This is a genomic window from Acinetobacter sp. WCHAc010052 (assembly GCF_002165295.2).
Taxonomy (GTDB): domain Bacteria; phylum Pseudomonadota; class Gammaproteobacteria; order Pseudomonadales; family Moraxellaceae; genus Acinetobacter; species Acinetobacter chinensis.
Genome location: NZ_CP032143.1, coordinates 3,309,035 through 3,329,234 on the forward strand (window position 1 = coordinate 3,309,035; position 20,200 = coordinate 3,329,234).

Annotated in this window: 18 protein-coding genes and 1 riboswitch; of the genes, 11 read left to right on the forward strand and 7 right to left on the reverse strand. The window is 45.5% G+C overall.

Annotated features, from left to right (window positions below; translation table 11 throughout):
* A riboswitch (TPP riboswitch) is annotated at positions 1-110 on the forward strand.
* A gap of 143 nt (positions 111-253) precedes the next feature.
* The 5 genes from thiC to gluQRS all read left to right on the forward strand — a co-directional run bounded on the left by thiC (position 254) and on the right by gluQRS (position 5,326).
* Positions 254-2,149 carry a phosphomethylpyrimidine synthase ThiC gene (thiC, locus tag CDG61_RS16160; protein ID WP_087551504.1) on the forward strand — a complete coding sequence of 632 codons (1,896 nt, stop codon included), beginning with the start codon at positions 254-256 and terminating at the stop codon, positions 2,147-2,149.
* 78 nt (positions 2,150-2,227) lie between these two features.
* Entirely contained in the window at positions 2,228-2,848 is a 621-nt protein-coding gene (locus CDG61_RS16165; RefSeq protein WP_087551505.1) for an NUDIX domain-containing protein, read from the forward strand.
* A 10-nt stretch (positions 2,849-2,858) separates the two neighbouring features.
* Positions 2,859-3,668 (forward strand): 3',5'-cyclic-AMP phosphodiesterase, encoded by an 810-nt coding sequence (cpdA, locus tag CDG61_RS16170; protein ID WP_087551506.1) that lies wholly within the window; start codon positions 2,859-2,861, stop codon positions 3,666-3,668.
* A gap of 209 nt (positions 3,669-3,877) precedes the next feature.
* A complete protein-coding gene (gene dksA, locus CDG61_RS16175; RefSeq protein WP_087513588.1) occupies positions 3,878-4,405 on the forward strand; it encodes an RNA polymerase-binding protein DksA in 528 nt (175 codons plus the stop codon).
* A 3-nt stretch (positions 4,406-4,408) separates the two neighbouring features.
* On the forward strand, positions 4,409-5,326 hold the full coding sequence (gene gluQRS / locus CDG61_RS16180) for a tRNA glutamyl-Q(34) synthetase GluQRS (protein ID WP_087551507.1): 918 nt from the start codon (positions 4,409-4,411) through the stop codon (positions 5,324-5,326).
* Here gluQRS and CDG61_RS16185 read toward each other — a convergent pair.
* From CDG61_RS16185 to CDG61_RS16210, 6 genes are all read right to left on the reverse strand, one after another.
* Complete coding sequence (locus CDG61_RS16185) at positions 5,321-6,640, reverse strand: MATE family Na+-driven efflux transporter (protein WP_322887955.1); 1,320 nt, start codon at positions 6,638-6,640, stop codon at positions 5,321-5,323. The two genes, gluQRS and CDG61_RS16185, sit on opposite strands and share 6 nt — an antisense overlap.
* A 92-nt stretch (positions 6,641-6,732) precedes the next feature.
* The gene (ftsW, locus tag CDG61_RS16190) at positions 6,733-7,929 is read right to left on the reverse strand and encodes a putative lipid II flippase FtsW (RefSeq protein WP_087513585.1); all 1,197 of its coding nucleotides are present in this window, start codon (positions 7,927-7,929) and stop codon (positions 6,733-6,735) included.
* Positions 7,930-7,953: 24 nt separating this feature from the next.
* Positions 7,954-9,300 carry a UDP-N-acetylmuramoyl-L-alanine--D-glutamate ligase gene (murD, locus tag CDG61_RS16195; protein ID WP_087551509.1) on the reverse strand — a complete coding sequence of 449 codons (1,347 nt, stop codon included), beginning with the start codon at positions 9,298-9,300 and terminating at the stop codon, positions 7,954-7,956.
* 163 nt (positions 9,301-9,463) lie between these two features.
* Entirely contained in the window at positions 9,464-9,712 is a 249-nt protein-coding gene (locus tag CDG61_RS16200) for a DUF6587 family protein (protein ID WP_087513583.1), read from the reverse strand.
* Positions 9,713-9,727: 15 nt separating this feature from the next.
* Entirely contained in the window at positions 9,728-11,590 is a 1,863-nt protein-coding gene (gene feoB, locus CDG61_RS16205) for a ferrous iron transporter B (RefSeq protein WP_087551510.1), read from the reverse strand.
* A complete protein-coding gene (locus CDG61_RS16210) occupies positions 11,587-11,856 on the reverse strand; it encodes a FeoA family protein (protein ID WP_087513581.1) in 270 nt (89 codons plus the stop codon). The genes feoB and CDG61_RS16210 overlap by 4 nt, the downstream gene beginning before the upstream one ends.
* Positions 11,857-12,029: 173 nt before the next feature.
* Between CDG61_RS16210 and xerD the strand changes: the two genes are divergently transcribed.
* The 4 genes from xerD (at position 12,030) to thrC (ending at position 16,499) form a co-directional block, all read left to right on the forward strand.
* Positions 12,030-12,947: a site-specific tyrosine recombinase XerD gene (xerD, locus tag CDG61_RS16215; protein WP_087551511.1), complete on the forward strand. Its 918-nt coding sequence runs from the start codon at positions 12,030-12,032 to the stop codon at positions 12,945-12,947.
* 105 nt (positions 12,948-13,052) lie between these two features.
* Complete coding sequence (locus CDG61_RS16220) at positions 13,053-13,868, forward strand: DsbC family protein (protein WP_087551512.1); 816 nt, start codon at positions 13,053-13,055, stop codon at positions 13,866-13,868.
* A gap of 125 nt (positions 13,869-13,993) precedes the next feature.
* Positions 13,994-15,298 carry a homoserine dehydrogenase gene (locus CDG61_RS16225; RefSeq protein WP_087551556.1) on the forward strand — a complete coding sequence of 435 codons (1,305 nt, stop codon included), beginning with the start codon at positions 13,994-13,996 and terminating at the stop codon, positions 15,296-15,298.
* Positions 15,299-15,359: 61 nt separating this feature from the next.
* On the forward strand, positions 15,360-16,499 hold the full coding sequence (gene thrC, locus CDG61_RS16230) for a threonine synthase (RefSeq protein ID WP_087513577.1): 1,140 nt from the start codon (positions 15,360-15,362) through the stop codon (positions 16,497-16,499).
* A gap of 94 nt (positions 16,500-16,593) precedes the next feature.
* On the opposite strand, the gene pbpG is transcribed toward thrC, so the two are convergent.
* Positions 16,594-17,658 (reverse strand): D-alanyl-D-alanine endopeptidase PBP7/8, encoded by a 1,065-nt coding sequence (gene pbpG / locus CDG61_RS16235; RefSeq protein WP_087551513.1) that lies wholly within the window; start codon positions 17,656-17,658, stop codon positions 16,594-16,596.
* A 235-nt stretch (positions 17,659-17,893) separates the two neighbouring features.
* Between pbpG and CDG61_RS16240 the strand changes: the two genes are divergently transcribed.
* Both CDG61_RS16240 and CDG61_RS16245 read left to right on the forward strand, forming a co-directional pair.
* Positions 17,894-18,529 carry a response regulator gene (locus tag CDG61_RS16240; RefSeq protein WP_087551514.1) on the forward strand — a complete coding sequence of 212 codons (636 nt, stop codon included), beginning with the start codon at positions 17,894-17,896 and terminating at the stop codon, positions 18,527-18,529.
* Positions 18,530-18,553: 24 nt separating this feature from the next.
* Positions 18,554-20,125, forward strand: a complete 1,572-nt coding sequence (locus CDG61_RS16245; RefSeq protein ID WP_087513574.1) for a sensor histidine kinase — start codon at positions 18,554-18,556, stop codon at positions 20,123-20,125.
* Positions 20,126-20,200 lie beyond the last annotated feature (75 nt).

Below are 20,200 nucleotides of genomic sequence, written 5' to 3' on the forward strand. Positions count from 1 at the left end.
CATCGCTTGACGGAGCGCGAGTATTTCCTCGCTGAGATCATCTTCTGAAGATGAGTACCGTTGAACCTGATCAGGTTAAAACCTGCGTAGGAATCAAGCCAGTCTGAAAACCACAGCTCCAGATTTATCTGTTTCAGTAGAAATACCATTTATTCACTCAATAAAATTATGAATAAATGCCATGAAGCAGACTGAATTGCCACCGTTTTTGGTCGTGCTTGATTCGTTGATGTCATTCATAAGGATCATTGCAATGAACCAGTTAACGAATCTGTCCCCAATCGATGCCCTTGCTCAACATGAGCAGGAAGCCCGTGACCTGACCCGTATTTTACCTGCATCCAAAAAAGTCTATATCCAGGGTTCACGTCCCGACATTCAGGTGCCGATGCGTGAAATTGAACTCACGGATACACCTACAGGCTTAGGCGGTGAAAAAAATCCTCCGATCATGGTCTATGACACATCAGGTGTGTATACCGATCCAGATGTACATATTGACCTGAATAAAGGCTTGCCGAATGTCCGTGAAACATGGATTGCGGAACGTGAAGATACTGAACGCTTAGACACACTGACTTCTGCTTTTGGACAGGAACGTTTAAAAGATATTCGTACTGCTGAAATTCGTTTCGCCCACATCCAAAAACCACGTCGTGCCAAAACAGGTCAAAACGTATCGCAAATGCATTATGCCAAACAAGGCATCATTACCCCTGAGATGGAATACATTGCGATTCGTGAAAATCAACGTCAGCGTGAAGGCGTGGATATGCGTCAACATGCAGGACAGAACTTTGGCGCACGTAATTTGATGGAAATCACGCCTGAATTTGTCCGTAAAGAAGTGGCTGAAGGTCGTGCCATTATTCCTGCCAATATTAACCACCCTGAATGTGAGCCAATGATTATTGGGCGTAACTTCCTGGTGAAAATCAATGCAAATATTGGTAACTCTGCGCTCGGTTCATCTATTGATGAAGAAGTATCGAAAATGACGTGGGCGACCCGTTGGGGCGCAGACACCATCATGGATTTATCGACAGGTAAAAATATTCATGAAACCCGTGAATGGATTATCCGTAACTCACCTGTACCGATTGGCACAGTACCGATTTACCAAGCTTTAGAAAAAGTTAATGGTGTCGCTGAAGATTTAACATGGGAAATTTTCAAAGACACTTTGATCGAGCAAGCTGAACAAGGTGTGGATTATTTTACTATTCACGCAGGCGTGTTATTACGTTATGTTCCGATGACTGCAAATCGTTTGACAGGGATCGTGTCACGCGGTGGTTCAATCATGGCACAGTGGTGTCTGGCACATCATGAAGAAAACTTTCTCTATACCCATTTCGATGAAATTTGCGAAATCATGAAAGCTTATGACGTGTCTTTCAGTCTGGGTGATGGTTTACGTCCAGGCTGTATTCAGGATGCTAATGATGAAGCTCAATTCTCTGAGTTACGTACTTTAGGTGAACTGACCCATCGTGCATGGGAACATGATGTACAGGTGATGATTGAGGGGCCTGGACATGTGCCGATGCATATGGTCAAAGAAAATATGGACCTGCAACTGGAAGTCTGCCAGGAAGCACCTTTCTATACGCTTGGCCCTCTCACCACGGATATCGCTCCAGGTTATGACCACATCACTTCTGCGATTGGTGCTGCGATGATCGGTTGGTACGGCACGGCAATGTTGTGCTATGTAACGCCAAAAGAACATCTGGGCTTACCGAATAAAAAAGACGTTAAAGACGGCATTATCACCTATAAAATTGCGGCGCATGCGGCGGATCTCGCTAAAGGTCATCCAGGTGCGCAGGTACGTGACAATGCACTGTCCAAAGCACGTTTTGAATTCCGCTGGGAAGATCAGTTCAACCTGAGCCTGGACCCAGATACGGCACGTTCAATGCATGATGAAACCATGCCAAAAGAAGCACACAAATCAGCGCATTTCTGTTCAATGTGCGGTCCAAAATTCTGCTCCATGAAAATCACGCAGAATGTGCGTGAATATGCACAAAATCAACAGGATGAAAAAAACTATACAGATGATGAATCTGTTATTGAGGAAGGTCTCAGATCCATGAAAACTGCATGGCAGGAAAATGGTCAAATTTTGTACCGCAAAGTATGATTGCTTAAAAAATATATTTGTGTTCAGTAAAATCTCGGTTAGGATGAAACAGATGTATTTTCATCCTGACTGTGCTTTATGAATATTATTAAACAAGCCACATATGACAGCCATGACGTTCATATTCACTCCCGTGACTATGTTTTTCGTGGTTTTATTCAGGTTGAAAAAGTGTGTCTGACTCATCGTCTGTTCAATCAGACCGAGTATACGCCTGTCATTCAACGTGAGCTGATCCGTCGCCCTGAAGCTGCCGGAGTCTTGCTGTACAGCAGTGCACAGCAGAAAGTCGCCCTGATTGAACAGTTCCGTATCGGTGCAATGGATGATGCTGACTCTCCCTGGCAACTCGAGGTGATTGCAGGCGTTCTGGACGGTGATGAATCACCTGAGAGCTGCATTCAAAGAGAAAGCCTGGAGGAATCCGGCTGCAGTATCGGGCAACCGACCCACTTATTTACATTCTACCCTTCTGCCGGTGCATGCGCAGAAATCTTTCATCTGTACAGTGCAGATGTTCACCTACCCAGTGAGGGAGGTGTCTTCGGCATGCCAGACGAAGGTGAAAATATAAAACTGCACATTATAAATTACAGGGATGTGCCTGATTTACTGACCAGTGGTCGCCTTAAAAATGCACCTGTCATTATGGCATTGCAATGGCTGCAACAACGAATAAATACTACAGGGAGTGTCTAAGGGGGCAGACATGACTTCATCAGCATTAACACCACGCCAGCAAAGCTGGACCATTATCCAGATTACTGACACCCATCTCATGGATCAGGAAGACCTCGATTTTGTCAGTATAAATCCAGAACAGACCTTTAAAGCGGTCATTCAGGATATTATGGAACAGTATCCTGAAGCTGACGCCATTATTCATACAGGCGACCTGGCTCAGGTTCCTGTGGTTTCCACATATGAACGTTATATCAACTTCATGGAAACGCTGAATGTCCCGTTTTATCAGATTCCTGGAAATCATGATAATGCTGAATGTTTTCCATTTTATGACTATAAGGATGAGATCCACACCATTCAGCTTGGAAAGTGGTCAATCTGCCTCATGAACAGCGCTGTAAAAGGTAAGGTCGATGGATGGGTCGAACAGGCTCAGCTGGAACAGTTAAATCAGATTCTACAGGACTATCAGGATCAGTCCATTGTGCTTGCCTGTCATCATCATCCCTTTGAAATGAAATCAAGATGGATTGATAACCATAAACTGAAAAACACCGAACAGTTGACCGATATTCTGGGGCAGCATAACAATATTAAAGCTGTCCTGTTTGGGCATGTCCATCAGGATTCCCTGCATGAGTGGAACGGCATACCCTTTCTTTCCACACCATCAACCTGTGTACAGTTTAAACCACTCAGTGAAAAATTTGCCCTGGATGAACAGGCTCCTGGCTATCGTGTGATGCATCTGCATGAAAATGGTCGCTTTGAAACACGGGTACACCGGATCAGTGGTCTGATACAAAAAATAAATGGTGAAATTTCAGGTTACTGACTTTTCATTTTGGTTTTTTTACATTAAGTTATGCCATCGAAAAGGAAAGTGAGATGTCAAATCCCGACATCTAAGACTATCAAAAAATTCAAAAAGTCTATATGATACGACCCCCGAAGAGGAATAATCCTCCGAGGCTGGATAAAAACACTTGCATATCACCATATTTTTTGCGTATAGATATACGCATATGATGAGGAATGCCCTGTATGGCGAATGACAACCAAAATCAAGTCCTGGATGAACAGTCTGATGTTATGGACGATAAGGCTGTAAAGCGTGTGCGTAAAACAAAACCTAAGTCTGCTGACAGTGCTTCAACTGCAAGCTTATTTGGTATTGCACCTTATCAGCCTAAAAAAAATGAAGAATACATGTCTGAGGGGCAACTCGAACACTTCCGTCAGATTCTGCTCGCATGGAAAGCAGAACTCATGTCTGAAGTTGACCGCACTCTGAACACAATGCAGGACGAAAGTTCATCTCTGCCGGACGTCAATGACCGTGCGACGCAGGAAGAAGAATTTGCAATTGAATTACGTACCCGTGACCGTGAACGCAAACTGATCCGAAAAATTGAACAGTCTATCGAAGCGATCAAAAATGATGACTACGGTTTCTGTGAAACCTGTGGTATCGAAATCGGTTTACGTCGTCTGGAAGCCCGTCCAACTGCGACTTTATGTATTGACTGTAAAACACTTGCAGAAATCAAAGAGAAGCAGAATAACGGTTGATCCATGTTATTGAATAATCCAGCCCTGTCTCCTTCTTCTGATAAGGAGGAGATAAGGGTGGCTTATCGGGGTCGGTTCGCGCCATCGCCAACCGGCCCTTTGCATTTTGGTTCACTCATTACAGCTGTCGCCAGTTACTGTGAAGCCAAAGCCCATCAAGGTGAATGGATTGTCCGTATTGAAGATACGGATATTCCCCGCATCTATCCTGGCAGCGAAGCACATATCCTGAAATGCCTGGATGCCTTTGGTTTTGAATCTGACAAAGAAATTATTTTTCAGAAAGACCGCCTTGATATTTATGAATCCGTTATTGAACAACTGCATCAGCAAGGGTTGGTGTATGCATGTCAGTGCACCCGAAAAATACTCGGCTCCAATCATATTTATACAGAAACCTGCCGTCACTTAAATCTGCCTCTGGCGCATCAGGCGATGCGGGTGAAGGTCGATGACTGTGAAATCTGTTTTGATGACGCCCTACAGGGACGGCACTGTTCCAATCTGAAATATGATCTGGGTGACTTTGTTCTGAAACGTCGGGACGGCATTATCAACTACCAGCTGGCTGTCGTCGTGGATGATTATCTGCAAGGCATGACACATGTCGTCCGTGGCGCAGACCTGCTGGACAACACTGAACGTCAGATCTGGCTGGGAAAACTGCTGGACTATCCTGAACTGTCCTATATGCACCTTCCCCTGGCGATGAATGATCAGGGGCAGAAACTTTCCAAACAGAACATGGCTCAGGCACTTGATCCAGCTCAGGCTTCTGTACTGTTGTCAGATGCCATTACTGCACTCGGACAACCTGCTGTAGAACTGGATCGGCCTGACAGAATGCTGATACAGGCAGTGGCTCAATGGGACAGAAAAAATATTCCTCAAGGTACTGAAATTCAGGCTGTCTTTTTATAAGCTGGCGCACTTCAACCCCCTCAGCTGATTCTGCTTTCGCACCCTCATATACTGAAAATACGTCAGCAAACTGTCAAACATCAGACTTAACCCAAAAATCAGCAATATATTATCCAGTGTCACGCTGAACATATTCATGACATGCAAAATATACGCCGTGCCATAAAAAAACAAATTAATGATGAGCGTTTGATAAAGGATTAAATGGATACGACCAGTTCCATAGAAATACTGATCGAAAACACTGTTCCATGCAAACAGCATATAAAAACCAAGCATCCAGACCACCATACTGACAATTTTTTCAGCATGCGAAATCCCCATTACTGAATGGATAAAATATTCCCAGAATGGCATTGTGAAAAACCAGCAAATGATCACACCACTGACAAGAACCAGATAAGCGCTGATTTTTGAGGGACTCAACTCTGTATGCGTTGCCGCATCCTGTCTGACGAGTTGCGTGATTGCGAAAACCGGCAATAACAACCAGCCCCAGATAAATTGATTCATTAACCAGAAATCACCTGAACTTTCTGCAAGGTTGATCATTTTCAGAATCATGACGATAAAAATGATATTTCTTATGCCTGATTCAAGACCTGACATCAGCATTAACTCACGCCACTTTTTTATCCAGGCAGCACCATTAAACTGGAGATCTGAGAAACCAATACCACGACGGTAGATGAAATAAACAGTCAGGCTGCACATAAATATATTCACAGCGATATTACTCAAAGCAACACCCAAAACCCCAAGTTGCAATGAAAATGGCAGATTGCTGACTAAAAAACTGTCCAGCAGAATGATTAGAACTGTCTGAAGAAAAAGCAGTAAGTACAGAAGTTTCTGCCTGTTTTCTAAAACCAGCAGGAGCTGATAATAACTGAATACTGAGGAAAAAAAGATTGCGACAGCTTCAAGTCGAATGTACTGAACTGTCAAAGCAGTCAAGGATGATGCCTGCTGCATAAAGCCGACAGCACTGGGCGTAAACACCAGCATCACCAGAGTAATGACCAGATAAACTGCAACAAATACGGTCAGTGTTATTGCTATTCTTTGCTTCAGCCGCTCAGTTTCTTTAATGACTGATCCAAGAATAAATGCCAGTGGCAGCAGTAAAGCTTCATTTACCGTTTCATAAAGTACGGATATCCAGGTCAGCTGAGAGGCTATATTAAATGTTGTCCCATCCTCCATTTGCCCCATCCAATAAATTCTTGTTGTGCTGTACAACAGCGGAATAGCACTCCCTAGCAAAAGAAAAAATAATAATCGGTATTTAATTTCAGTGAATGATTTCAGCACACAGCTCCCCAGCCTGGGACTAAATTTCCCTCAAAAAAAATCTGCTGAATTCCGTTGAATTCAGCAGACCTGCAGATACTTTAATTTATAGATTAAAAACTGGATTCTTCCCTGGATGGATTGGATTGCTGAGTAGTTGAATCAATCTTCAGAATCAGACTGATCATGACTGCACAGACAATCAAAGAGGAACCACCATAACTGATGAACGGCAATGTCAGACCTTTAGTTGGCAGCATACCCATGTTCATCCCGGCATTGACCAGTATCTGTAAAAGGAAAATGATACTGATTCCATAAGCCAGATAACCTGCCCGTAAATACTGATTTTTCAGGGCACGGTGTCCAACTTTAATACAGCACACTAGCATGCTGAACGACAGCACCAATACCGTCACAATACCGAAGAAACCGAATTCCTCTCCGAGTACTGCAAGCATAAAGTCAGTATGCGCTTCTGGCAGATAGGACATTTTCTGAATACTGTGACCCAGACCTACGCCCATCCATTCACCACGACCAAAGGCCATCAGTGCATTGGACAGCTGATAACCTGCTCCAAGTGGATCATTCCACGGGTTTGAAAATGACATCAGTCGCTCAAAACGGTACGGTTCAAACACCACCAGGAAAACAAATGCCGCAATAATTGCTCCCAGTGCGATACCGAACTGAATAATCGGAGCACCTGCCAGGAAGAACACACCCAGCATGGACAATACGATAACGACCGTGGCACCCAGGTCAGGCTCTGCAATAATCAATCCCACCGTCAGGATCATGATCACCGCCAGACGGACCAGTCCCTTAATATTATTCCTGACTTCCTCTGCACGGCGCACAACATAGTCCGCGGTAAAGATTGCCATCATGACTTTCGCCACTTCAGTTGCCTGCAGCGTAAATCCGGCAATTCTGATCCATCGGGTTGAACCGTTGACTTCCGTCCCGACCACCAGCACGGCAGCCAGCAAACCAATCGTGACCAGCCATAAGGGGAATGTATTGTTAAACCAGATATTTAACGGTATCCGATAAGCCAGAAATGCAGCAACGGCAGCAACAACAATGGAAATGCCATGACGCCCAACATAGTGAAATGCATTTTCATGCATCCGCTCGGCATAAGGCATGGAAGCTGATGCCACCATGATGGAACCGATACACAATAATGCAAGTACACAGAAGATCAGCACATTTCTGACACTGAATTCGGCAGGTACTTTCGGCAGCCATCGGTCATATATCTGATTTATTTTATTGATCGTCGTCTGAGCCAGATCAGCCATACAACATATTCCTTATCATTCTTCTTAGCCAAGTGCATTCACACAGTCTACAAACTGGTGACCACGCTCACTGTAACCCTTAAACATATCAAAACTGGCACATGCAGGTGACAACAGTACCACATCGCCGGACTGCGTATTTTTCTGCGCCAGCTCTACAGCTTCCTTCAGGCTTGCTGCGTGACGTAATTCAACCGTTCCTGCAATGGCCTGTTCAATCACAGGACTGTCTTCACCAATCAGAATCGCAACTTTGGCATACTGCCCAAGTGAGTCACGCAGTGCAGTAAAATCCTGTCCCTTACCCTGCCCACCTAAAATAATCGCAACTTTCCCCTGCTGAACTTCAATGGCTGCACCAAGACCATCCAGTGCTGCAAGCGTTGCTCCAATATTGGTGCCTTTAGAGTCATTATAATAACGGACACCATGCAGTTCTTTGACAAATTCACAGCGATGCTCAAGACCTTTAAATGTCTTCAGTGTTTCCAGCATTTTTTCCAATGGTAAGCCGATTGCCTCACCCAGTGCCAGGCATGCTAAAGCATTGGCAACGTTGTGTGTACCCTGAATATACATCTCAGAACTTTTCAGCAAACGTTCACGACCACGGGCAAGCCAGATCGTGCCATTGTCTTCCCTCAGGATTCCGTACTGATTCAGATCAGGAGCATTCAATCCAAAACTCTGCATTGGTGTGACATCCGGAACCAATGGACGGGTCAGTGAATCATCGCGGTTATGCACCACTTTTTTGACACCCTGGAAAATACGGTGTTTGGCTGCATGATAGCCTGCCATATCACCATGACGATCCAGATGATCTTCACTCATATTCAGAACCACGGCAACTTCTGCATTTAAGTTTGAAGTGGTTTCCAGCTGAAAACTTGAAAGCTCCAGAATATACAGATCAGGATCATCTTTGGTCAGATCAAGTGCAGGACGTCCAAGGTTCCCGCCCACTGCGACTTTAATTCCGGCATCCTGTGCCATTAAGCCCATTAGAGTAGTCACCGTACTTTTTGCATTGGAACCAGTAATTGCCATCACTGGTTTGTCCGTTGCACGGCGCAGAATCTGAATTTCACTCACGACAGGAATACCCTGAGCAATTGCAGCCTGGATTTCCGGCAGTTTCGGGTCAAGCCCTGGACTGATAATGATTTCTTCAGCCTGTAACAGCAGTTCCTGATCAAACTGTCCAAAACGGGTCTGAACCTCAGTTGGAATCTGATCATGTCCCGGTGGCGTCGGTCTGGAGTCTGTTACCGCAACCTGGTAGCCTTTACCATGCAGAAAATTAACTGCTGCAACACCTGAAATTCCAAGTCCTGCGACGACTTTTAGACCACCACGCTGTATTAACATGCTTACCCCATATCCAAAGGTTTTTTAAACTGACAAAATGTTAGCACTTTGCCGTTTTGAAAGCTTTTTCTGTTTTGACTGATTCAGCCTTTTTTTGTGTCATCGCGTAAAAAAACCGTCATAAATGACGGTTCTTTTCATAACGTTACTGTTCAGCCGGAACTTACTTCCATTTTACAGCCTGAACTTCTGTTTTTTTTGCAGGTGCATCATCTGTGCTGCAACCACAACCGCCACCACAACCCATCACCATTGCAGGTTGCAACCAGTCAGCCAGGCGTACCCAGCCTTTTCTTCGGCAGAACTGAGACAGTTTCATAAATACTGTATATGCCGACTTTGGAAAGACTTTCTTAAATACAAAGATCGCACTCCATATCACCAGTGCGGTAACAATCAATAATTCAACCATCTCAAGCTCCTTCGCTTAAAGACCGAAATAGTTCGTTGCAATCTGATAGGTCAGGAATGACATCAGATATGCCAGACCAAACAGATATGCCGTCATACCCGCTACTGTTTTCCATGAACCTGTTTCACGTTTTACAGTCGCCAGTGTTGCCAGGCAGTGTGGCGCATAAATAAACCAGACCAGCAGAGACAGACCGGTCGCCAGTGACCAGCTGAGATCACCCTGACTGATCAACTGAGACAAGCCCTGAGTGACTGCATCTTCATCCGTTGCAGACAGTGCATAGACCACACCCAGTGATGCCACCAGCACTTCACGCGCTGCCATTGCAGGAATAAGCGCAATACAGATCTGCCAGTTAAACCCAAGCGGGGCAAAAATCGGCTGCATCAGATGCCCCAGCATCCCCGCAAAGGAATAATCAATTGCAGGTAATGTTCCACCTTCTGGTGGCTGTGGGAATGTACACAGGAACCACAGCAGAATTGAAAGTGCGAAAATAATACCACCAACACGCTTCAGGAAGATTCTGGCACGATCCAGCAGACCAATCCACACACTCTGAATATCAGGAATACGGTAACTTGGTAACTCCATCAGCAAAGCGTACTGTGATTTATCCTTCTGGAAAAATTTCAGTACAAATGCCACCAGCAGCGCACTGACGATGCCCGACATATACAGACCAAACAGCACCAGTCCCTGTAGATTGAACAGTCCCCATACCGTCTGCGATGGAATGAATGCACTGATCAGCAGCGCATAAACAGGCAAACGGGCAGAACAGGTCATCAGTGGTGCCACAAAAATGGTCACCAGACGGTCACGTGGGTCGCTGATACTGCGGGTTGCCATCACACCCGGTACTGCACAGGCAAAGCTGGACAGTAAAGGAATAAAGGCACGACCACTTAAACCTGCCTTGAACATCAGTTTATCCAGCAGGAAAGCTGCCCGTGGCAGATAACCCGATTCCTCAAGCACCAGAATAAAAAAGAACAGGATCAGAATCTGTGGCAGGAACACCACAACACCGCCCGCTCCTGCAATGATTCCATCCACAACCAGACTGTTCAGCAAAGGCTGGGCAATAAACTGACCGACCGTTTCACCCAACCATGCAAATGCATCTTCGATCAGGGTCATGACCGGTTCAGCCCAGGCAAACACCGCCTGGAACACAATGAACATCATTACAGCCAGGCTGATCAGTCCCAGCACCGGATGTAAAAAAATCTTATCCAGGAAGTCAGTACGCTTGTCTTCTTCATCCACATAAGCCACAACATCTTTTAAAAGCTGTGCAACTTTCTCATGGATGGCACCATTCAGGCTGACATCGCTCAGTGAAGAATCCGGTTTACGGAATTTCTCCTGATCCAGTGCACCCAGCAGGCTTTCGATACCTGAATTACGTACAGCAACAGTTTCCACAACAGGAATACCCAGACGCTGCGCCAGTTTTTCAGTATTGATCTGCATACCGCGACGACGGGCTTCATCCACCATATTCAGTACAAGCAGAACTGGTTTACCTTGCGCAATCACTTCCAGCACCAGCCCCAGGTGCAGTTTCAGGTTGGTGGCATCAACCACACACAGAAAAGCATCCTGTTCCTGTTCATCTGCAATTTTCCCCAGTACCACATCACGGGTAATCGCTTCATCCGGACTGGTGGCATTCAGACTGTAAGTCCCTGGCAAATCCAGGACACGTACAGCTTTACCTGAAGGCAGTGTAAATGCTCCGACCTTACGCTCTACCGTAACACCCGCATAGTTGGCAACTTTCTGGCGTGTTCCGGTCAAGTGGTTAAATAATGATGTTTTACCGCAGTTCGGATTTCCTACCAAAGCGATTCTTAACGCTGCGCTCATGCAGGAACTCCTTCAGCATGTGGGTTAATTTCAATTTTCTCTGCTTCTGCCTTACGTAGAGCAAAACGGGTAAAACCCACCTGAATTAAAATCGGGTCGCCACCAAAAATACCTTTGGTAATGACCTGTACTTTTGTACCTGGGACAAAACCCAGCGTTTCAAGGCGGCTCGCAACCATATCTGGCTGATCTGACTGTTCGTCCCCGATTCGATTGACCCGAGTAATAACAGCAGCATGCTTCACTTTCAATTCTGACAAACGCACTGCAACTGACCCTGAAATAATTCGTCTATTAACGGTCTATTATACATACAAATGAGAATAGTTACCAAATAAGCCTCAGAATAATTCTCATTCAGCCACACTGAAATCGACAATCCAGCTGTTCTGCTTTACAGTGATAAAAAAGCACAAGAAATAATGGAAATTTCACTTTTATGCTGAATAAAAAGCCACGTGTTCCAGCTCCGGTCAACATTCCTGAACCGCTCAGTTTTTTACAGGGATTCCGGGACTGGCTGGTTGCTCAGACAGTCAGTCCGCATACCCGCAATGCCTATCTGTCAGACCTGATTCATTGCAGTCAGTACGCCACTGTCAGCCTGCCTGACTGGAGCAGTGAGCATATTTCGGATGTTCTGCTTGAACTGACCCGTCAGGGGAAAAGCCCGAGATCCATTGCACGGACACTTTCAGCACTGCGTTCTTTTTATAAATTTCTCAGAGAACAGAAACTTCGCTCCGATAACCCTGTTGCAACACATAAAACACCAAAACTTGGACGTGCTTTACCCAAAGATCTGTCAGAGCAGGATGTTGAAGCCCTGATTCAGGCACCAGACACAGAGACAGCACTGGGACTGCGTGACCGTGCCATGTTTGAAGTGCTGTATGCCTGTGGTTTACGTGTCACTGAACTGATCAACCTTCGACTTGAACTGATTAACCTGAAACAGGGTTACCTGCGTATCACAGGGAAAGGCAATAAAGAACGCCTGGTTCCCCTGGGCGCTGTTGCCTGTGAATGGGTGGAAAATTATCTGAATACAGCCAGACCTGTGCTGTATAAATCATCGACTGACTATCTTTTTCTGACCCAGCACGGCGGTATCATGAGCCGTCAGAACTTCTGGTACGCAATTAAACGTTATGCCCTGCAGGCAGGCATTCAGGCAGATTTATCGCCGCACACCCTGCGTCATGCTTTTGCAACACATTTACTGAATCATGGAGCAGATCTCAGAGTTGTACAGATGCTGCTGGGACACAGTGACCTGTCCACCACGCAGATTTATACTCATGTTGCACAGATCCGTATGCAGCAACTGCATGCTGAACACCATCCACGGGCATGATTCCTCGACTTAGGGATATAAAACCATGAAGTGTTAGGGGCAGAAACTTTTTTTTGATATGCTAGTGCACCTGTTTGATATAAAGCAAAAGAAAAAGGGTCCTTTATGGCATTTACCCGCTCGAAGATTTTTATGGCATGCGTACTGGCTTCTGGTCTGACACTGACTGCATGCTCAAACGCAAATAATGAAGACAAAAAACAGAATACTTTAACCGCAAGTGCGCCTGCGACTGGGGAAGCATCCACACTGACGGAACGTAATGCAGGTCAGCGTCTGATCAGCACATTACAGCAGAATTTCAAAACCGCTGGCGTGAACGCTAAAGTACTCGATGTCAAAGCGACTGAAGTTCCCAGCCTGTACTGGGTGACACTGGAAGGCATGCCTCCGGTTTATGCCACTGCCGACGGTAAATTTATCATTCAGGGTGATGTAATCCGCCTTGGAGATAAAGAACTGCACAATGTCAGTGAAAGTCTTCAGGCTGAAATCAACAAAAAACTGTTTGCTCAGCTGAAAACTGAAGATCTGCTGATTTATAAAGCCAAAGGCAAAGCAAAACACGTTGTGTATATCTTTACCGATGCCAGCTGTCCGTACTGCCACAAACTGCATGAGCATATGGGTGAAATTACTGCCAAAGGGATTGAAGTCCGTTATATTGCATGGCCACGTGGTGAACAGTTCATGCCTGCCATGGAAAGTGTATGGTGCAGTGCAGACCGTCAGGCTGCTTTCGACCAGGCTATCGCAGGTGTGCAGCTGCCACCGGCAACATGTAAAAACCCGGTTCGTGAACAGTATCAGCTTGGTCTGAATATTGGTGTAAACGGCACACCTGCTATCTATACGGCAGATGGTCTTTACTTAGGTGGTTACCTGACACCTGAAGAACTGGACAAGCGTTTAAATAAATAATTTTTATAAGTTAACTTACTGTTTTTTATAGGTGAAGAGATTCTGATTTCTTCCCTGGAGTCAGAGCTTTTTTTTAGCTATGATCTCAGATTCACTTATAATTGCTGAAATAAATGGAGTGTGACGTGAAACCAGTTCGTCTGGCAATCCTCGGTCTTGGTACCGTAGGTGGTGGTGCCCTTAAACTACTACAAGAAAATGCTACTGAAATCAGACGTCGAACCGGTCGTGAAATTGAAATTACCCATGTGGGTACACGTCGTCCACGCCCCGATTTAAATCTGCCTGACAGCGTTAAACAAAGTGCAGACCTGATGGAAATTGTCCGTCAGCCTGACGTCGATGTGGTTGTTGAAGTGATGGGTGGCATTCACCCGGCTTATGAAGTCATTATGGAAGCCATCAAACATGGCAAACAGGTTGTGACTGCCAACAAAGCCCTGCTCGCTGAACATGGTAACGAACTGTTCAAGGCAGCTGATGACCATCATGTACAGATTGCTTATGAAGCGGCGGTTGCTGGTGGTATTCCTATCATCAAAGTCATCCGTGAAGGTCTTGCTGCCAATAAAATTGAATGGCTCGCAGGCATCATCAACGGTACCGGCAACTTCATTCTGACTGAAATGAGTGAAAAAGGCCGTGCTTTTGCAGATGTACTGAAAGAGGCTCAGGAACTCGGTTATGCAGAAGCTGATCCAACTTTCGATGTGGAAGGGATTGATGCTGCGCACAAACTGACCATCCTGGCGTCATGTGCATTCGGTATTCCACTACAGTTCGACAAGGTTTATACCGAAGGTATCACCAAAGTCACCGCTCAGGATGTAAAATATGCTGAGGAACTGGGTTACAACATCAAACATTTGGGTATTGCACGTCGTACTGCAAGCGGTATCGAACTGCGTGTACACCCAACACTGATTCCTGCTGAAGAACTGATTGCCAATGTCAACGGCGTAAAAAATGCGGTGCTGGTTCAGGCAAACGCTGTTGGTCCTACGCTTTACTATGGCGCAGGTGCGGGCGCAGGTCCTACTGCTTCTGCTGTGGTTGCCGATGTCGTGGATATTGTCCGTGACATTATCTACACAGAAGACGGTTCAGGAACAATTCCTCAGCTGGCATTTGAAGCACTGTCTGATCTGCCGATTTTAAGCAGTGATGATATGACCACGGGTTATTATATCCGTATCAATGCCGAGGACCAGACAGGCGTACTCGCTGATGTTACGACTATTTTAAGCCGTGCAGGTATCAGTATTGATGCCATCATGCAGCAGCCGCGTCTGAAAGATCTGATTCCGATTGTGATTCTGACCGATCCAGTCCAGGAATCAAAAATGAATGAAGCTTTAGCTCAAATTCAGGCTTTACCTGTGATTCATGGCGAAATCGTACGAATTCGTTTAGAATTGCTTGATAATTAATCGGGTTGAGGTGGGTTTTCTGTCCACCTCACCAGGCTCTACACACAATTGGAACATCATCATGTCTAATGACAATCGTTATACTGGTTTAGTTGACCGTTATCGTGACCGTTTACCAGTGTCTGCAACTACTCGTGCGATCTCCCTGGGCGAAGGAAATACCCCACTGATCAAGCTTGAGAACATTCCACGCATTATTGGTAAAGATGTTGAAATCTATGTGAAGTATGAAGGCTTAAACCCGACTGGTTCATTTAAAGACCGTGGTATGACCATGGCTGTAACCAAAGCTGTTGAAGCGGGTTCTAAAGCTATCATCTGCGCATCGACAGGAAACACTTCTGCTGCTGCTGCTGCATACGCTGCACGTGCAGGTATCAAAGCATTCGTTCTGATTCCTGAAGGCAAAATTGCCATGGGCAAAATGGCTCAGGCGCTGATGTACGGTGCGATCACCATGCAGATTCGTGGTAACTTCGATGACGGTATGCGTCTGGTAAAAGAAGTTGCCGATCAGGCTCCTGTGACGATTGTGAACTCAATCAACCCTTACCGCCTGCAGGGTCAGAAAACAATTGCCTACGAAATTGTAGAAGCTTTAGGTCGTGCACCTGACTATCACTGCCTGCCTGTAGGTAATGCCGGCAACATCACCGCACACTGGATGGGTTATACCGAAGCTGTTGCCAATCAGCCAAAAGATCAGTTTGAACAGGTCGTTTACGATGCTGAAACTGATAAATTCACAGGACCAAACCCTGAAGGCCGTCCAGTAATGGTTGGTTATCAGGCTGCTGGTGCAGCACCGTTCCTGCGTGGCGCTCCGGTTGAAAACCCTGAAACTGTTGCAACTGCAATCCGTATCGGTAATCCACAGAGCTGGAACCATGCTAAAGCAGTGGTACGTGATTCTGAAGGTTGGTTCGATGAGCTTCAGGATGCTGAAATCCTTGATGCACAGCGCATGCTTTCCATGTACGAAGGTGTCTTTGTAGAACCTGCTTCTGCTGCATCTATCGGCGGTGCAATCCGTGATATTAAAGCAGGCAAAATCAAAGAAGGTTCTGTGATTGTCTGTACCGTAACAGGTAATGGTCTGAAAGATCCTGATACTGCAATCAAACAGTGCCAGGATGCGGTTATGCTGACTATTGATGCAACAATGAATGACGTAAAAACATCCATTCTGTCAAATATGTAAAATAATCATCATAAAAAAAGCCCTGCATAAGCAGGGCTTTTTTTATCTGGCTCATAACGCTGAGTAAATCATGAACCAGAACCATCAATAAATATTAAATACGTTTTGGTAACTGACTGACCCAGTTCATCAGGTTTGTCGCATCATTGGTGCGGGCCTGTGAAGAACTTGCACCAAGCAGAACCACAACTGCCGGACGGTTATTAACCGTTGTATGCATCACCACACAGCGTCCTGCTTCATTGATATATCCAGTTTTGGAGATATTGATGTTCCAGCCACCGTTACGGACCAGTGCATTGGTATTGTTGGATTTTAAAACGCGATAACCCAGGTTGAAGTCATAATGTGCTGTTGTAGAGAACTGACGGATCAGACCGTACTGTGAAGAAGCACTGACCAGAATTCCAAGGTCACGTGCTGAAGCAATATTACGTACATCGAGTCCGGTTGACTCAACATAGTGAGTTGAATTCATACCCAGCTGACGCGCTTTGGCATTCATGGCAGCAACAAATGCAGAACGTCCACCTGGATAAGTACGTGCAAGTGCAGCAGCAGCCGGATTTTCAGATTTCATCAGTGCCACCAGCAGCATTTCAGCACGGTTCATGGTATCTCCGGCTTTTAATGTTGAACTGGAGTTTTTACCGCCCGCACCTGCAAAATCAATCTGCTGTAAGGTAATTTCTTCAGACATGTTCAGTCTTGCATCTGCAGTCACAACCGCTGTCATCAGTTTGGTAATGGACGCAATTGGCAATGCCACATTGGTATTTTTACTGTACAGCACCTCACCGGTCTGCGCATCCATGACCAGTGCTGCACGGGCATTTACCGAAGGCTGACTGGAATAGCTTGAGGTATCAGCAATATAAGCTGTCTTTGGCGCTGAAGTACTGACAGCACCGCCATTTCGTACAGAAGTTGTCACTTTGGTCGAACCCTGAGGTGACAATTCCTCAGAGCTGTTCAGGCTTGCAACAGAAGCATCACCATTCAGTAACTGACTCGCCTCTTCTGACGACCAGCTGAGTGTTGCCTGCCCCGAATTAGTCTGCCCAGGATTGACCACCAGTTCTGCCATACCAGCCGTGCTGATACTCAGAAGAACGGACATCCCCAGTACATGCGTTAAAAATTTTCTGGACTTTTTCACAATAATTTACTCAACTCAGCGAGGCAGTTTACATTTGCGTAATACCTCTAATATGCCTTACATTTAGTGAATACAGAAAGGTGAGCAGACTCGCATCACCCCGACTGTATAACTATTCCGTTTAATATCAATAATAGCATTGCTAATTTTGTCGTTTCATTGCAAGCTTATTTTGCGATATGTAACAAAAAAGATGATTTTTTAGCGAGCAGAAGAACGAAGGAGGGAGCATAAGGTGATCACAGTATTAGTGGTGGATGATCATGAACTGGTCCGCACAGGCATCTGCCGGATGCTTGAAGACCATAGTGAAATTCAGGTGATTGGTCAGGCCGAATCTGGAGAACAAGCCATTAATTTAGTCCGCCAGCACCATCCGAATGTTGTCCTGCTTGATGTCAACATGCCTGGCATTGGAGGTGTGGAAACCACGCGCCGCCTGCTTCAGAGCGCTCCTGACACCAAAGTGCTGGCTGTCAGTGGGCTTGCCGAAGAACCTTATCCTTCCCTGCTGCTGAAAGCAGGTGCAAAAGGTTATATCACCAAAGGCGCACCCGTAACCGAAATGGTACGTGCCATCAATAAAGTGATGCAGGGCGGTAAATACTTCAGCGCAGATATTGCTGAACAGCTTGCCAGCTCTTATTTATCAGATACCCAGCAGTCTCCGTTTGATGCACTTTCAGAACGTGAAATGCAGGTCGCGATGATGGTGGTCAACTGTATCAGTGCGCAGGAAATTGCCGATAAACTGTTTGTAAGCGTAAAAACGGTCAATACTTACCGTTACCGTATTTTTGAAAAACTGAACCTGGACAGTGATGTTAAACTGACTCACCTGGCCATCCGATACGGCTTAATCAAACCCTGAATTTTCTTTTACTGAAACGTCCACATGATCCAGAACTCACTCACTTCAGAAATGAATCAATATCATCTGGGCATGTGGTACGCTGCATACCGCATGATTATTTCATGCTGTATGTTACTGATTTTTATTATTACCTCTGTACAGCTGGCATCTGACTATCAACACCCACAGCTTTACTTATATACATTGATCGGTTATTTCCTGATGGGTTGCCTGCAACTGATCGGGATGAAAAATATTCCTGTTCATATTACCCAGCAACTGACCTGGATTTTTGTGGTCGATGTTGCAGTCCTCAGTCTGCTGACCTTTGCTGCCAATGGTCCCAATCTGCATCTGAGCCTGCTCTTTGTCATCACTATTTTTGCAGCTTCTTTATTACTGAATTCAAGAAAAGCGCTGGTGATTACACTGATTGCCGTGATCAGTGTCATTTATCAGCATTTTATCAGCAGCCTGTTTGCTCTCAGCTCATTAAACAATATTGGAAACAGCGTACTGCTCGCCATTATGTTTTTTGTTGTGTACGGCTGTGGACTGGTAGCCGTCCGTCGCTTCCAGATTCTGGAAACACTGAATTTTCACCAGTCCATTGAACTGGACCGCTTACAGAACATTAACCGCTACATCCTGGAACAGGTGGAGATGGGTTATCTGGTACTGGATGAAAACTGCCATGTGGTGCTGAGTAATCCTGCTGCCTGCACCCTGCTGGGTATCTCTCCGCTGTATGCCTTTAATATTTATCCACTGTATAAATTACAGCCCGACCTGTTTGATATTCTGAAGTTTGATCAGTTACAGAATGGTGAAAAATTCCAGTTTGAATCACAGTTCAGCAGTTATCTGGTGCATATTGAAGTACAGAAACTGATTGTGCCTCACCAGACGCTGACACTGCTGGTGCTTCAGGATGCGCGGCGTATCAATCAACAGGTTCAGCAGCTGAAACTGGCTGCCTTGGGACAGCTGTCTGCCAGTATTGCCCATGAAATCCGAAACCCTCTTGCTGCTATTGCACAGGCCAATGTCCTGTTTGCCGGCAGTGATGCAGAGCAGCAGCAAAGTCTAAGCCAGATGATCAGTCGGCAGACTCAACGGATTGATAAAATTATCAGTGATACACTCAGTATGGTGCGCAACAGGGAAACCCATCCGACTGAAATTCAGCTTCCGACCTTTATTCCCCAATTTATTAAAGAAGATCTTTCTGACATCTCCCAGAAAATCCGCTGTCATCTACAAAGCAGCGACCTGACTGTCTGCTTTGATGAATCACAGCTCAGACAGGTACTGATCAATCTGATCCGCAATGCAATCCGGCATAATGCTCCCGATCAGAACTGTATCGAACTGGTCATACAGGCAGAGGGCAAAAACATTCAGATTGACGTCCGTGACTATGGTTCTGGTGTTGCCCTGCAGGATATTGCCTATCTGTTTCAACCATTTTTCAGTACCGAAATTACCGGAACTGGTTTAGGATTGTATCTATCACACAGCTTCTGTGAAGCCAATCAGGCTAAGCTGAGCTATGTAGAACAAAAACAAGGGGCCTGTTTCAGGATTGAATGCCCACGCGTTTATTTAAATTAATTTTATCGGGGTGTTACAGTGGATTTAAAACCACTCGTTTTGTTGGTGGATGACGAAGTAGATTTATGCGTGCTC

Excerpts from the sequence above, each read along its gene's own strand:
- CDG61_RS16200 (WP_087513583.1), bottom strand. The coding sequence starts at position 9,712 with ATGGTTGAATTATTGATTGTTACCGCACTGGTGATATGGAGTGCGATC.
- xerD (WP_087551511.1), top strand. The coding sequence starts at position 12,030 with ATGCTGAATAAAAAGCCACGTGTTCCAGCTCCGGTCAACATTCCTGAA.
- thrC (WP_087513577.1), top strand. The coding sequence starts at position 15,360 with ATGTCTAATGACAATCGTTATACTGGTTTAGTTGACCGTTATCGTGAC.
- CDG61_RS16245 (WP_087513574.1), top strand. The coding sequence starts at position 18,554 with ATGATCCAGAACTCACTCACTTCAGAAATGAATCAATATCATCTGGGC.
- CDG61_RS16165 (WP_087551505.1), top strand. The coding sequence starts at position 2,228 with ATGAATATTATTAAACAAGCCACATATGACAGCCATGACGTTCATATT.
- thiC (WP_087551504.1), top strand. The coding sequence starts at position 254 with ATGAACCAGTTAACGAATCTGTCCCCAATCGATGCCCTTGCTCAACAT.
- dksA (WP_087513588.1), top strand. The coding sequence starts at position 3,878 with ATGGCGAATGACAACCAAAATCAAGTCCTGGATGAACAGTCTGATGTT.
- CDG61_RS16220 (WP_087551512.1), top strand. The coding sequence starts at position 13,053 with ATGGCATTTACCCGCTCGAAGATTTTTATGGCATGCGTACTGGCTTCT.
- ftsW (WP_087513585.1), bottom strand. The coding sequence starts at position 7,929 with ATGGCTGATCTGGCTCAGACGACGATCAATAAAATAAATCAGATATAT.
- feoB (WP_087551510.1), bottom strand. The coding sequence starts at position 11,590 with ATGAGCGCAGCGTTAAGAATCGCTTTGGTAGGAAATCCGAACTGCGGT.
- gluQRS (WP_087551507.1), top strand. The coding sequence starts at position 4,409 with ATGTTATTGAATAATCCAGCCCTGTCTCCTTCTTCTGATAAGGAGGAG.
- murD (WP_087551509.1), bottom strand. The coding sequence starts at position 9,300 with ATGTTAATACAGCGTGGTGGTCTAAAAGTCGTCGCAGGACTTGGAATT.
- cpdA (WP_087551506.1), top strand. The coding sequence starts at position 2,859 with ATGACTTCATCAGCATTAACACCACGCCAGCAAAGCTGGACCATTATC.